Consider the following 13,369-nt stretch of genomic DNA (forward strand, 5'->3'; position numbering starts at 1 on the left):
CAATAAAATGAATTTAAAAAGCGTATTCGAAAACAATAAAAAATGGATTAAGGATAGGCTATCTTCAGATTCAAATTATTTTGAAAACTTAGGAAAAGGTCAAACACCAGAATTATTGTACATTGGATGCTCTGATAGTAGAGTTGCTGCCGAAGATTTAATGGGACTTGGTCCAGGTGATGTTTTTGTACACAGAAACATAGCTAATATGGTAATAGGTACAGATTTAAATGCAATGTCTGTTATAGAATATGCTGTAACACATTTGAAAGTTAATCACGTAGTAGTGTGTGGGCACTATGCTTGTGGAGGCGTTAAAGCAGCAATGCAATCAGCAGATTTAGGTGTGCTTAATGGTTGGTTACGAAATATCAGAGATGTATATAGACTTCATCGCGATGAGCTTAATAACATAGAAGATGATAATAAAAAATACGATCGCTTAGTAGAACTCAACGTAAAAGAACAATGTGTTAATTTAATTAAAACTGCCGCAGTACAAAAAGCATACCGAGACCGAGGCTTAAAAGTGCATGGTTGGGTGTTTGATGTGCATTCAGGGCAATTAATCGACTTAAACATAGATTTTGAAAAGTATCTCAAAGATATCATGGAAATCTACCATCTAGATTAAAATCTAATCTATCAAAAACAACTAGTTATGCTTCAGTGTTAGTCTCAGGATCCTCCTTGCCTTTATTTAAAATGCTAGGAAAAATCATAGGCGCTAAGCCCTTAACAGGTTTATAAAGTATAGAATCTTCCAAATCTTCCTCATCAGCAAAAGGTATCGTATTATTCATAGTATCAAAAACAATAAGAAGTATACTTAATATCAATCCTATTTTAAGTGCTCCAAAAACACCACCTAATAATTTATTTAAAATTCCAAGAGCAGCAAAATCGGCAAGTTTAGTCAAAGCTTTTCCGGCTAGAGCAATAATTAAAACAATAACCACAAAGGTTACCGCAAAGGCAACAATATTAATGTATTTCTCATCCCAATCAAGTTTGTTGTCTAAAAATTCAGCCGCATAATTACTAAAGTGAATTGCTCCATAAATACCAGCAACAAGCGCTACTAACGAGGCAACTTCAACAAATAAACCTTTCATCACACCTCTTATAAGGCCAAAAAGCAAAAGCGCACCCAAAATAATATCAATAATTGCCATAGAGGAAGTTAGTTTTAACAAACGTACATAATTTTTCTCATTTTAAAATAATAACGCAACGCAAGACCTTATAGTTTATTAACTTTGCCGATTAACTAATGGAAGAGATTTTTTTAACTTCGGAAATGTAACTATGGCAAGAGATGAACAATTAAAACAACGTTGGGATTTAGTAGTAGAAAAGTTATCTGCAACATTTTCAGATGGAGATCCTTTAGACTTAGATGCAATCATTTACCTAATTGGTGTGCAAGAATTAGGACAGTTAGATCGCAAATTTAAAAAGGATCACAAGCTCGATTTAATGCACATTGCTATTTGTAAATTATTAGCACCTTATGGATATTACGAATTTGATTATGCAGATGACGATGGTTGGCCTCATTATAAAGTAAAAGAAGAATTGCCACCTCTTAAAGCAGGAGAACAAAGTGTTTTAATGAAAGATGCTATTGTTAATTATTTTTTAGATTCAGAATTTATTAAATAACGTAAGTCTACCCTGTATTACTAACATTCAAAGAAGTTTATATTTCAAATTAAATTATATACCTTCATTAGAGAAGGTGTAATTAATACATAAAATTGTTAAATTTGCCATTCATTTAAGGAGACATGATAGACAAGATTAAAGAACTCATCGCAGAAGCCGAAGCATTTACAGCCCAATCAAAAGAAGAAGTTGAAACTTTTCGTATAAAATATTTAGGTAAAAAAGGATTACTTAATGATTATTTTGCTGAGTTTAAAAATGTAGCAAACGAGCAGAAAAAAGAATTTGGTCAAACAATAAACAAACTCAAAAATACTGCCGAAGAAAAAGTAAATGCCTTAAAGGAAGAACTAGAAAGTAAAGAGGAAGTAAAAGGCGTTTATGGAGATTTGTCTCGTCCAGGAGAACCTATCGAGATTGGCGCACGTCATCCTATATCCATTGTCAAAAATCAAATTATAGATATCTTTTCTCGTATTGGTTTTAATGTTAGTGAAGGCCCAGAAATTGAAGATGATTGGCATAACTTTACAGCATTAAACTTGCCAGAGTATCATCCTGCTAGAGATATGCAAGATACCTTCTTCATTCAAACAGATCCAGATATTTTATTGCGTACACACACCAGTTCGGTGCAAGTGCGTTACATGGAAAATAATAAACCACCAATTCGTACAATTTCACCAGGTAGAGTATTTAGAAACGAAGCAATTTCTGCACGTTCACACTGCTTTTTTCATCAAGTAGAAGGCCTATACATAGATAAAGATGTAAGCTTTGCAGATTTAAAGCAAACGTTACAATATTTTACTACAGAAATGTTCGGGAAAAGTAAAATTCGTCTACGTCCATCATACTTTCCGTTTACAGAACCTAGTGCTGAGATTGATGTGTTTTGGGGATTAGAAACAGAAACCGATTATAAAATAACCAAAGGTACAGGTTGGTTAGAAATAGGTGGCTGTGGTATGGTAGATCCTAACGTATTAGAAAATTGCAAAATTGATCCTACTGAGTATTCAGGATTTGCATTTGGTGTTGGTATCGATAGGATAGCAATGCTGTTACATCAAATTGGTGATATACGATTGTTGAGTGAAAACGATGTACGATTCTTAGAACAATTTAAATCTGCTCTTTAGCATACATAATTAAATACATACATTTTTAAGCCAACTGTTAATAGTTGGCTTTTTTATTTAACAACACTTTAACTTCGATTGGTTCGGTTTGTTCCGAACTAAGCTTTAAATTTGCAGTAGATTTAGGTTTTAAAAACCTAGCTCCTAAAATAGAATTAAAATTATTTAATAATGAAAGAAGAAATCTGCAAACAGAAAATGAGTTTGGTTGAAAAACTAGGTGTTCATTTAGAAAAGAGAGAGCAATTAGCTCCAGTTGCTGCACGTATTTTGGCTTATATCATTTTAACAGGTAAAAAAGGAACCACATTTGAAGAAATGGTAACAGTATTATGCGCGAGTAAAAGTACAATATCAACACATCTTAATCATTTACAAGATTTAAACAAGATTCAATACTTCACAAAAACAGGAGATCGTAAAAAATATTTTGTCATTAATAAAGATTCTGTTTTACATCATATTAATGAAATGATTAAAGAATGGGAAGAAGTTGCTAATCTTCACAAAGAAATGAAGGCGTATAAAGAAACTATAAACGAGCATATTATAGATGAAGATGAAAAGTTCGATTTAACCTTTCATAATGACTACCTAAAATTTGTAAAAGATGCTTCAGTATCAATCGAAACTTTAAAAGAAAACTTAATAAAAAATAAATTCAACCTTTAAAATAATGAAAACAAAAAAAATTATATCAATATTAACCATAGCTACTGTCTTTCTAGCCTTAGCCAGCTGTAACGATAATGAAAATGCGCAAGCAGTTACAGCAAATCAGCAACAAGCTTTACCTTTTCCTGTTGCACAATTGCAAACAAAAACGGTTACTGGTTATACTGAATATCCTACAACTATTGAGGGTAAAGTTAATAGTGATGTAAGAGCAAAAACCTCAGGTTATATAGAAAAAGTTTACGTTGATGAAGGTCAAAAAGTCCGTAAAGGACAGGTGTTATTTAAATTAGAAACTCAATCGTTAAGTCAGGATGCTGGAGCAGCCAAAGCTCAAGTAAATGTTGCACAAGTAGAGGTAGATAAATTAATTCCGCTAGTAGAAAAAAACATAATTAGTCCAGTACAATTAGAAACGGCTAAAGCAAATTTGGCACAAGCCAAAGCTAACTATAGTGGTGTTTCTGCTAATATTGGATATGCAACAATTAAAAGCCCTATAGATGGTTATGTTGGCTCAATTAATTTTAGAGAAGGTGCTTTAATTAGCCCAAGTGATGCAACAGCTCTAACTACTGTAAGTGAAATAGATCAAGTGTATGCGTTTTTTAGCTTTAATGAAGCACAATATATAGATCATTTACAACGCTCAGAGGGTAAAACAAAAGCAGAACGTATTAAAAACTCGCCAGACTTAACTTTAGTTCTAGCAAATGGAAAAGAATATTCAGAAAAAGGACGTATTCAAACCAGTACTGGACAAATTAATCAAAGCACAGGTACAATTCAAATTAGAGCCGCTTTTGATAATCCAAATGAAATTTTAACCAACGGTAACAGTGGGAAAATAAAATTCCCAATAGAGTATAAAGATGCCATCGTTGTGCCACAAACTGCAACTTTCGAGCAGCAAGGTAATGTTATGATTTACAAATTAGGAGAAAATAATAAAGTTGAAACTTCAATTTTAAAAATTAAAGGTACAGTAGATAATTTATATGTTGTAGATTCTGGTTTAAACACGAGCGACAAGATTGTAATTTCTGGTATCGGTAAATTAAAAAGCGGAATGGCAATTGCGCCTCAAGACACTTCTTTTGAGGAAGCTATTAAACCAGTTCCAACATTATTTAGAAATTAAATAACCACCAAACATATTTATCATGTTAAAAACATTTATTGAAAGACCAGTGCTTTCAACAGTAATCTCTATTATCATAGTTATGCTAGGTGTAATTAGTATAACTACCTTACCAATAGAAGAATATCCCGATATTGCACCACCAACAATTAAAGTAACAGCAAGTTATACAGGTGCCAATGCAGAAACCGTTTTAGAGAGTGTAATTGTACCAATTGAGGAGCAAATTAATGGTGTAGAAGGTATGACTTACATTACATCTACAGCATCAAACAATGGGACAGCCGAAATTACAGTTTATTTTGATCAAGAAACAGATGCAGATATTGCAGCTGTAAACGTTCAAAATCGTGTTGCTAGAGCTACACCATTATTACCTTCAGAGGTAACCCAGACAGGAGTTGTAACGCAAAAGCAAGAAACAAGTGCATTAATGTTTATTTCAATGTATTCTGAAAGCGAAAATTACGACGCAACATTCATCCAGAATTACTTAAAAATTAACGTTATACCAGCAATGCAACGTATTAGTGGTGTTGGTGACGTTAGTGTATTTTCACAACAAGATTACGCGATGCGTATTTGGTTAAATCCCGAAAAATTAGCGTCTTATAATTTAATCCCTTCAGATATTTCTGCAGCTTTAGCTGAACAAAACTTAGAAGCAGCAGCAGGATCTTTAGGTGAAAATAATGGTGAATCATTTTCATACACTTTAACGTATAGTGGTCGTTTTAAAGACGAAGCACAATACAGTGATATTGTTATTAAAGCTTTAGGGAATGGAGAGTTCTTACGTTTAAAAGATGTGGCAACTATTGAGTTAGATGCACAATCTTACGCATCGAACGCCATGAGTAAAGGTAATCCAGCGGTATTTATGGGAATTTTTCAAACTAAAGGATCTAACGCACAAGAAATTATTGAAAACATTAAGTCTACTTTAGACGATGTAAAATCAGATCTCCCTGAAGGTTTAGATCTTTTTATACCGTATGACACTAGTTTATTCTTAAATGCTTCAATTGATAAAGTAATTACGACTTTATTAGAAGCCTTTTTACTCGTATTCTTAGTAGTATTTATCTTCTTACAAGATTTTCGTTCTACTTTAATTCCTGCAATTGCAGTGCCAGTATCTATTATTGGTACCTTCTTTTTCTTGAATGTTTTTGGGTATTCTATTAACTTATTGACGCTATTTGCTTTAGTTCTAGCCATTGGTATTGTAGTAGATGATGCCATAGTTGTTGTGGAGGCAGTCCATGCTAAAATGGATGAAGGTGAACACAACCCGAAAAAGGCTACCATTACTGCTATGAACGAGATTTCTGGTGCTATTATTTCTATTACATTAGTTATGGCAGCAGTATTTATTCCCGTAACATTTGTAACTGGTCCAACAGGAGTATTCTATGAGCAATTTGGTGTCACTTTAATTATAGCCATTTTAATTTCGGCTGTAAATGCCTTAACCTTAAGTCCAGCATTATGTGCTTTATTATTAAAAGAACATAAAAATGATGAAGAATTAAAAGGAAAAGGACCATTAAAACGTTTTTATACATTATTCAACCGTGGATTTAATGCGACTATTGAAAAGTATGGGAAATCGCTTCAGTTTTTATACAAAAGAAAATTTGTTTCAGTATTACTATTAATCATAGCGGTAGTTGGAATTTACTGGGCTTCAACTACAACTCCTACAGGTTTTGTGCCAAATGAAGATAGAGGAATTGTGTTTGCTAATATTGAATTACCGCCTGGAGCTTCATTAGATAGAACAGATGCTGTAGCAAGAAAATTATATGCTCAAATTGAAAACATCGAAGGTATTGAAGCTGTAAACTTTATTAAAGGTAGGAGTTTAATAAGTGGTGCAGGTAGTAACTTTGGTTTCGGTATTATAAAACTTAAAAATTGGGATGAGCGTGAAGATGCTTCACTTTCCGCAGAAGCGATAACAGGAAAATTATTTGGTGTAGCAGCAGGAATACCTGATGCTAACATTATATTCTTTTCACCTCCAAGTATACGTGGTTTTGGTAACTCAGCAGGTTTTGAAATTAATTTGTTAGACAAATTTGGTGGCGAGTTTACAGATTTAGATCAAGCTAATAAAGATTTCTCTATGGCTTTAATGAGTCATCCAGAAATTAAATACGCGACATCATCTTTTAGTACTAGCTATCCACAGTATGAAATGGAGGTTAACGTGCCATTAGCTAAAGAAAAAGGTGTGTCTGTAAGTAGTATATTTTCAACCTTACAAGGTTATATTGGTGGAATTTATGCTTCGGATTTTTCTAGATTTGGAAAACAATTTAGAGTATACATTCAAGCGTTGCCAGAAGATAGAGCAGATAAAGATGCTTTAAATAGTATGTATGTACGTACAGATTCTGGTGAGATGACACCAATTACACAGTTTGTGACCTTAGAGCGTGTGTATGGACCACAATCGGTAACGCGTTTTAACTTATTTAATTCTACAATGATTTCTGGTGCTACAAACGAAGGTTTTAGTACAGGTGATGCCATTAGAGTTATTGAGGAAGAAGTCGCTAAGCTACCAAGTAATTATACGGTTGCATATTCAGGTTTAACACGAGAAGAGGTTAATGCAGGCAATCAAACGACGTTTATATTTATACTTAGTATTCTGTTTGTATACTTTTTATTAAGTGCACAATACGAAAGTTACTTATTACCATTTGCTGTAATATTCTCATTACCATTTGGTGTCTTTGGAGCTTATATATCGACTAAATTTTTAGGCTTAGAAAACAATATATACTTTCAAATTGCCTTAATCATGCTTATAGGTCTGTTGGCTAAAAATGCCATACTTATTGTCGAATTTGCTTTGGCCAGACGCCAAAATGGTGAAAGTATTGTAGATGCAGCAATAGATGGCGCTAAATCACGCTTGCGTCCAATTTTAATGACCTCGTTCGCTTTTATTTTAGGATTAATGCCTCTAGCGTTAGCTTCAGGTGTTGGTTCAGAAGGAAACAACTCAATTGGTTCTGGAGCAGTAGGAGGAATGTTAATTGGTACTATTCTAGGAGTATTTGTAATTCCTATCTTATTTATATTATTCCAATGGTTACAAGAAAAAGTTTCGGGTAAACCAGCAGTACAAACTATTGAAGATTAAAACAATGAAATCAATAATAAAACATAGAAACTTTAGTAAAGGCGCATTAATACTAGTTGTTGCATTAACACTACAAAGTTGTTTCGTAGCGCAAGATTATGCAAGACCAGATTTTGATGCTGAAACACAAGCACTTTATAGAACCGATAATTTACCTACAGACAGTGTATCTATTGCAGATGTGTCCTGGAAAAATTTATTTAAAGACCAATATCTTCAACAATATATAGAAGAAGGTCTTCAAAATAATATGGATGTACGTATTGCTATACAACAAATGGTAGCAGCAGAAGCTTATGCAAAACAAGGTAAAGCAGGTTATTTACCGTCAGTTGATCTTGGTGCAGGTGTCACTCACCAAGAACTATCTAAAAACACACAATTTGGTGCTTTTTTAACCGATAGATCTACAGATCAATTTGATTTAACTGCAAATTTATCATGGGAAGCAGATATTTGGGGTAAAATAAGAAGTAATAAACGTGCAACACAAGCTGCTTATTTGCAAAGTGTAGCAGGTCATCAAGCTGTAAAAACACAGTTAATTTCTAGTATTGCAAATACCTATTACAATTTATTAGCCTTAGATGCTCAATTAGAAGTGACTAAGCAAACTATTGTGACTAGAAAAAGTAGTGTAGAGACCATAACATCGTTAAAAGATGCAGGTCAAGTGACTCAAGTTGCAGTAGATCAAAATATAGCTCAATACAATAACGCAAAAGCTTTGCAAGTTGACATTGAAACTGCAATTTTTAAAACTGAAAATACACTAAGTATTTTATTAGGAAAGTCACCTCAACAGTTTGAAAGAAGCAGTCTAGATACTCAAAATATTACACAAGATATTACAATTGGTGTGCCAGCAAAATTATTAAGTAATAGACCAGATGTTATGGCGGCCGAGTATAATTTAATCCAATCTTTTGAATTAACTAATGTGGCTAAAAGCAACTTATATCCTTCATTAACATTAACAGCCTCTGGTGGTCTTCAAAGTTTAGAACTCGATAATCTATTTAATGCCAACTCTTTGTTCGCAAATATTATTGGTGGTATTACACAGCCCCTTTTTAATCAGAGAAAACTAAAAACACAAAGAGAAGTTACAATAGCTCAACAGGAACAATCTTTACTAGAGTTTAAAAAAACCATGTTAGTAGCAGGTAGTGAGGTGTCAAATGCTATGTTTTCTTATGAATCTGAAACTAAAAAATTTGAATTCAGAAAGAATGAAGTTGAAGCTTTACGTCAAGCTGAAAGTAACTCTGAAGTCTTGCTAAAAAACGGGTACGCAAATTATTTAGACTTATTAACGGCTAGAGAAAGCGCATTAAACGCAGAGCTTAATGTAATTGATAGTAAACTTCAACAATTAGTAACTATTGTAGATTTGTACGAAGCGCTTGGTGGAGGCTGGAGATAATTTACTATTCTAATAATTTATTTTAAAAAAAAATATGAAACAATTTGTAAAACATACTATAGAAAGTGCTCCAGAGGAAGCCAAAACAAACTTAGAATACGGACAAAAAAAATATGGCATGTTGCCAAACCTTTTTAGATATATGTCTGGAGCTCCTGCAGCACTAGATGCCTATATTAACTTATCTAAAATATTTGGAGACACAAGTTTCACTGTGGGTGAACAGCACTTAATAATGTTAGCAGTAAGTGTAGTAAATAATTGCGATTATTGTACAGCAGCACATACACGAGCGTCTAAAGCAAATGGTATGTCATCTACTATTTTAAATGCAGTTAGAAAAGGTAAAACAGTACCAGACGCACGATTAAATGCTTTAGTAGAGATAACTCAAAAAATTACTGTAACTCGTGGTAATATTGAGGCTATTGATTTAGTTTCATTTTATGATCAAGGGTTTTCTCCGGAAAATGTAATGGAACTTATTGTAGGCATTTCAATAAAGACAATTAGTAATTACATAAATCATATAACAGAGAATATCATTAATGATGAGTTGCAACCTTTTGCAGTTGGAAAAGACATTGAAGATTAAATATTGAGTAATAGCAATAACCAAAAAGCAGATTTTAGTGATAGAATCTGCTTTTCTACTTTAAATAGATTTGTATTTTTGAAACATGAAAAAAGACATCAACATTCCCAAGGTAGAAGACGTATTCGTCGCAGTGGTTCAAGAACAGCATCCAGAATACAAAACCAATGATTGGAATGCATACATCATCAACAATAAAGATGTAGACCTAGATACAGTACTAATTGTATCGCAAGGCTATTCCGAAGAAAAAATGACGCCTCCAATGCGTCATACAATATCAAAATTACCAGCACGCAGTTATGCTAAAATTGAATATATGCAAGAGCCTGTATTAGAACTTAATAATGCGTTTAAAGTTACTTTTTTTGAAGGGACTCAAATGTGTGATAAAACCTATCTATTTAGAAAAAATACAATTAATATCAAGGCTTTACAAACAATTCCTTTGATGCAATTAAAAGGGGTTTTAGTTAAGTAGTTGCGAGTAAATGGAAAACGACTAAACACCAAGGTCTAGTCAAGCTTATCGGTTAGTTTCTTAAATACTTTCTTAGCATCTTTTCCTTCATATAAAATATCATAAACGGCATCTATAATAGGTAATCGCGTTTTTTTCTTGTTTTTGAAATTGAGTTCATGTGCGCTTTTAGTCGCATAATAACCTTCAGCAACCATGTTCATTTCCATTTGTGCACTTTTTACAGTATAACCCTTACCTATCATGTTTCCAAACATTCTGTTTCGAGAAAATGTTGAATAACCAGTCACTAGTAAATCTCCTAAATAAGCCGAGTTGTTAATGTTACGTTTCATCTTGTGCATTTTTTTAATAAAACGCTTCATTTCACGAATGGCATTACTCATCAAAACACTTTGAAAGTTATCACCATAACCTAAACCATGGGCAATACCTGCAGCAATAGCATAAATGTTTTTTAGCATTACAGCATATTCAGTCCCAATGACATCATCACTAATTTTCGTTTTAATGTAGTCACTAGATAAAGCATCTGCAATGTTTTGAGCTTTTGTAGCATCATCACAAGAAATGGTTAAATATGATAATCGCTCAAGAGCCACCTCCTCGGCATGACAAGGTCCTGCTATCACTGCAATATTTTCAAAAGGAATATTATATACATCATGAAATTGCTCTCCTACAAGTTTTCCTGTTTCTGGCATAATCCCTTTAACTGCAGATACAATTGTTTTGTTAGAAATATCTACAGTGAGTTTTTCTAACTCAGCATGAATAAAGGCAGAAGGGATTACAAAAATTAAAACATCTGCCCATATTGCAAGTTCATTAATGTCATTACTCAATTTGAGTTGCTCAGTATGAAATTCAACAGAGCTCAAATAACTTGGGTTATGTTGTTCTTTAAGTAAATGTTCCTTAGTGTAAACACTGCGCATATACCAGCCTATTTCATCTAAGTTTTCGCTCAGCATTTTTACAATTGCTGTGGCCCAACTTCCTGCTCCAAATACGGCATATTTTAATGGTTGATTCATTTAAATTTTTCTTTAAATTTACGCACTTCGACTTGCTCAATACAAGTAAAAGCGGAAACTTTGTTATACATCCAAAAGTAAGCATTTTACTATTGTTTTCCGAAGAGAAAATATAGAGAATTTAATTTTTGGCACGCGTTTTGAATATTATAATACATAAATCAAAAAACACAACTTTATGAAATAAACGCAAAATTTAGAAATCTCACTATTGAAAGCTAGATTTTTAAAACTTGTGTGAATTCCATTTGACAATTAGTTTTTAAAAAAACGAACAAATGAAAACAATCAAACTACTTTTAGGCTTTGCTTTAACAGCAACATTATTTACCTCGTGTTATACAGATGAAGTAATCGTAAATGATTACAATAACAATCAAGGTATTTCTTTAAATCAGTTATTAGGCTCTTACGAGTTGTGGTATGTTGATCTCAATCAAACATTAGGAAACGGAGAAACACCTTTCTTAAATATCGCATTTACACTATCATTTAGAAACGGAGTTGTGTATGCAAATAATAATTTAGTTGGCTTTGGTAATCAAGGCAATGGCTTTGGTATTGACGTTGGAGTTTATGATACTTATGATATGATTTTAGATATTAATCATGATATTGATGGGTACGAAAGTTTTGATGTATACCAAATTGATAATAACACCATAGAATTATATAATCCATTTAACGACACCTCGTATTTTTTACATGGATATCAGAGAAACACGTTTGATTATGACTATGTGTTTTATGATAACATTCATTATTTCTTACAAGAATATGAAGCATGGGAAAAAACATATACAAGTCAATTTGGAGCAATAAATGAATTTGATAACGAAAACTATTTGCAGTTTTTAGCTGGTGGAAACGACTCAGAGTTTAGATCTTCTCAAGATTCAAATATTGGCAATCCAAATAATATTTATTGGGATTACACAGGAATTTATGGAGTTGGTGATGTAAGTGGTAATATGTACTTAAAAACATTAACACTAGATTATGATTTCTTCAACAATGAATACTTCGAATTGAGCGTTATTAATGATCAAAGGATAGAATTATTTCATCCTTCATCTCAAACCGTATATGAATTTACAGGACGAGGATATATTCAATTTTTAAGAGAAACAGATACGTCAGGCAAACGAATAGATGGTAGTAAACAGTTAAAAAAACGTAAGCAGAAAACTGCTAAAAAAGATAACCCAAGAGAAAACACTAGGAGCTAAATTTTGGTTGGTTATTTAGTTTCTAGAATCGTCCAACTCATTTAATTGAGTTGGACGTTTTCTTTTAATATCATTTATGTCTTCGGAAATGTGACTTTTTTAAATTATATGAGTCACAATATTAAGGGAAAGTGATAGTCTTAATAATCATATTAATTGTATTTATAAAAGATTTTCGCCAACTTTATAACTATAACATTAACGTGAGCTCTTGAGAATTTTCTTCGGAAATATCCACTCAAACAACAGTTTACAAAAACTAAAAAGAACTATGGGATTATTTTCATTTATTAAAAATGCAGGCGCTAAAGTCTTCGGAATAGGAAAAACAACAGAAGAGGAAGCAGCTGAAGCAAAAGCAAAAGCAACTAGAGAAGCAGATGCAGCAGAACTTAAATTAGAAGAAGCAGCAGCAAGAAATTTAGAAGAAACAATTACAGACTTACAATTACAAGTAGAAAACTTAAGCGTGTTTATAGACGATGATATGGCAAAAGTATCTGGTAAAGCATATGATCAAGCCACCAAAGAAAAAGTAGTTTTAGTAGTAGGTAATACTGCAGGAATTTCGCAAGTAGATGATCAAATGACGGTTGAAAACCCAAAGCCAGAAGCACAATTTCATGCTGTAGTAAGTGGAGATACTTTGGGAAAAATAGCAAAACACTATTATGGAGATGCTATGAAATATCCGCAAATTTTTGAAGCTAACAAACCAATGTTATCACATCCTGATAAAATTTATGTTGGTCAAGTGTTACGTATTCCAAATTTGGATTAAGTATAACACAGCTTAAAAACTTAAAAAAGCACAA

General features: G+C 32.7%; 13 protein-coding genes. 11 read left to right on the plus strand and 2 right to left on the minus strand.

The genetic code is table 11. From position 1 onward, the window contains the following. Positions 1 to 7 precede the first annotated feature (7 nt). Positions 8 to 634, plus strand: coding sequence for a carbonic anhydrase (locus tag TD29_RS06745; RefSeq protein WP_040279730.1), 627 nt, complete (start codon positions 8 to 10; stop codon positions 632 to 634). Between the two features lie 25 nt (positions 635 to 659). On the opposite strand, the gene TD29_RS06750 is transcribed toward TD29_RS06745, so the two are convergent. Next, positions 660 to 1,175, minus strand: a complete 516-nt coding sequence (locus tag TD29_RS06750; protein WP_040279731.1) for a CvpA family protein — start codon at positions 1,173 to 1,175, stop codon at positions 660 to 662. A gap of 133 nt (positions 1,176 to 1,308) precedes the next feature. On the opposite strand from TD29_RS06750, the gene TD29_RS06755 reads away from it, so the two are divergent. The 8 genes from TD29_RS06755 to TD29_RS06790 all read left to right on the plus strand — a co-directional run bounded on the left by TD29_RS06755 (position 1,309) and on the right by TD29_RS06790 (position 10,288). Further along, on the plus strand, positions 1,309 to 1,665 hold the full coding sequence (locus TD29_RS06755; protein ID WP_040279732.1) for a hypothetical protein: 357 nt from the start codon (positions 1,309 to 1,311) through the stop codon (positions 1,663 to 1,665). A 125-nt stretch (positions 1,666 to 1,790) separates the two neighbouring features. Next, a complete protein-coding gene (gene pheS, locus TD29_RS06760; RefSeq protein WP_040279733.1) occupies positions 1,791 to 2,810 on the plus strand; it encodes a phenylalanine--tRNA ligase subunit alpha in 1,020 nt (339 codons plus the stop codon). Positions 2,811 to 2,981: 171 nt separating this feature from the next. After that, positions 2,982 to 3,482: a GbsR/MarR family transcriptional regulator gene (locus TD29_RS06765; protein ID WP_040279734.1), complete on the plus strand. Its 501-nt coding sequence runs from the start codon at positions 2,982 to 2,984 to the stop codon at positions 3,480 to 3,482. 4 nt (positions 3,483 to 3,486) lie between these two features. Then, entirely contained in the window at positions 3,487 to 4,626 is a 1,140-nt protein-coding gene (locus TD29_RS06770) for an efflux RND transporter periplasmic adaptor subunit (RefSeq protein ID WP_040279735.1), read from the plus strand. Positions 4,627 to 4,648: 22 nt separating this feature from the next. Then, the gene (locus TD29_RS06775) at positions 4,649 to 7,786 is read left to right on the plus strand and encodes an efflux RND transporter permease subunit (protein ID WP_040279736.1); all 3,138 of its coding nucleotides are present in this window, start codon (positions 4,649 to 4,651) and stop codon (positions 7,784 to 7,786) included. Between the two features lie 4 nt (positions 7,787 to 7,790). Next, a complete protein-coding gene (locus TD29_RS06780) occupies positions 7,791 to 9,212 on the plus strand; it encodes an efflux transporter outer membrane subunit (protein ID WP_040279746.1) in 1,422 nt (473 codons plus the stop codon). A 34-nt stretch (positions 9,213 to 9,246) separates the two neighbouring features. After that, a complete protein-coding gene (locus TD29_RS06785) occupies positions 9,247 to 9,807 on the plus strand; it encodes a carboxymuconolactone decarboxylase family protein (protein WP_052467003.1) in 561 nt (186 codons plus the stop codon). 85 nt (positions 9,808 to 9,892) lie between these two features. Beyond that, positions 9,893 to 10,288, plus strand: coding sequence for a hypothetical protein (locus TD29_RS06790; RefSeq protein ID WP_040279737.1), 396 nt, complete (start codon positions 9,893 to 9,895; stop codon positions 10,286 to 10,288). 35 nt (positions 10,289 to 10,323) lie between these two features. Here the strand turns inward: TD29_RS06790 and TD29_RS06795 are convergent, their stop codons facing one another. Next, positions 10,324 to 11,325 carry an NAD(P)H-dependent glycerol-3-phosphate dehydrogenase gene (locus tag TD29_RS06795; RefSeq protein ID WP_040279738.1) on the minus strand — a complete coding sequence of 334 codons (1,002 nt, stop codon included), beginning with the start codon at positions 11,323 to 11,325 and terminating at the stop codon, positions 10,324 to 10,326. 278 nt (positions 11,326 to 11,603) lie between these two features. On the opposite strand from TD29_RS06795, the gene TD29_RS06800 reads away from it, so the two are divergent. Beyond that, on the plus strand, positions 11,604 to 12,554 hold the full coding sequence (locus tag TD29_RS06800) for a hypothetical protein (protein ID WP_040279739.1): 951 nt from the start codon (positions 11,604 to 11,606) through the stop codon (positions 12,552 to 12,554). A 271-nt stretch (positions 12,555 to 12,825) separates the two neighbouring features. Then, a complete protein-coding gene (gene lysM / locus TD29_RS06805; protein ID WP_040279740.1) occupies positions 12,826 to 13,335 on the plus strand; it encodes a peptidoglycan-binding protein LysM in 510 nt (169 codons plus the stop codon). Positions 13,336 to 13,369: the final 34 nt, after the last annotated feature.

It is taken from the genome of Psychroserpens damuponensis, from assembly GCF_000826655.1.
GTDB classification, from domain to species: domain Bacteria; phylum Bacteroidota; class Bacteroidia; order Flavobacteriales; family Flavobacteriaceae; genus Psychroserpens; species Psychroserpens damuponensis.

Excerpts from the sequence above, each read along its gene's own strand:
- TD29_RS06745 (WP_040279730.1), top strand. The coding sequence starts at position 8 with ATGAATTTAAAAAGCGTATTCGAAAACAATAAAAAATGGATTAAGGAT.
- TD29_RS06750 (WP_040279731.1), bottom strand. The coding sequence starts at position 1,175 with ATGGCAATTATTGATATTATTTTGGGTGCGCTTTTGCTTTTTGGCCTT.
- TD29_RS06755 (WP_040279732.1), top strand. The coding sequence starts at position 1,309 with ATGGCAAGAGATGAACAATTAAAACAACGTTGGGATTTAGTAGTAGAA.
- pheS (WP_040279733.1), top strand. The coding sequence starts at position 1,791 with ATGATAGACAAGATTAAAGAACTCATCGCAGAAGCCGAAGCATTTACA.
- TD29_RS06765 (WP_040279734.1), top strand. The coding sequence starts at position 2,982 with ATGAAAGAAGAAATCTGCAAACAGAAAATGAGTTTGGTTGAAAAACTA.
- TD29_RS06770 (WP_040279735.1), top strand. The coding sequence starts at position 3,487 with ATGAAAACAAAAAAAATTATATCAATATTAACCATAGCTACTGTCTTT.
- TD29_RS06775 (WP_040279736.1), top strand. The coding sequence starts at position 4,649 with ATGTTAAAAACATTTATTGAAAGACCAGTGCTTTCAACAGTAATCTCT.
- TD29_RS06780 (WP_040279746.1), top strand. The coding sequence starts at position 7,791 with ATGAAATCAATAATAAAACATAGAAACTTTAGTAAAGGCGCATTAATA.
- TD29_RS06785 (WP_052467003.1), top strand. The coding sequence starts at position 9,247 with ATGAAACAATTTGTAAAACATACTATAGAAAGTGCTCCAGAGGAAGCC.
- TD29_RS06790 (WP_040279737.1), top strand. The coding sequence starts at position 9,893 with ATGAAAAAAGACATCAACATTCCCAAGGTAGAAGACGTATTCGTCGCA.
- TD29_RS06795 (WP_040279738.1), bottom strand. The coding sequence starts at position 11,325 with ATGAATCAACCATTAAAATATGCCGTATTTGGAGCAGGAAGTTGGGCC.
- TD29_RS06800 (WP_040279739.1), top strand. The coding sequence starts at position 11,604 with ATGAAAACAATCAAACTACTTTTAGGCTTTGCTTTAACAGCAACATTA.
- lysM (WP_040279740.1), top strand. The coding sequence starts at position 12,826 with ATGGGATTATTTTCATTTATTAAAAATGCAGGCGCTAAAGTCTTCGGA.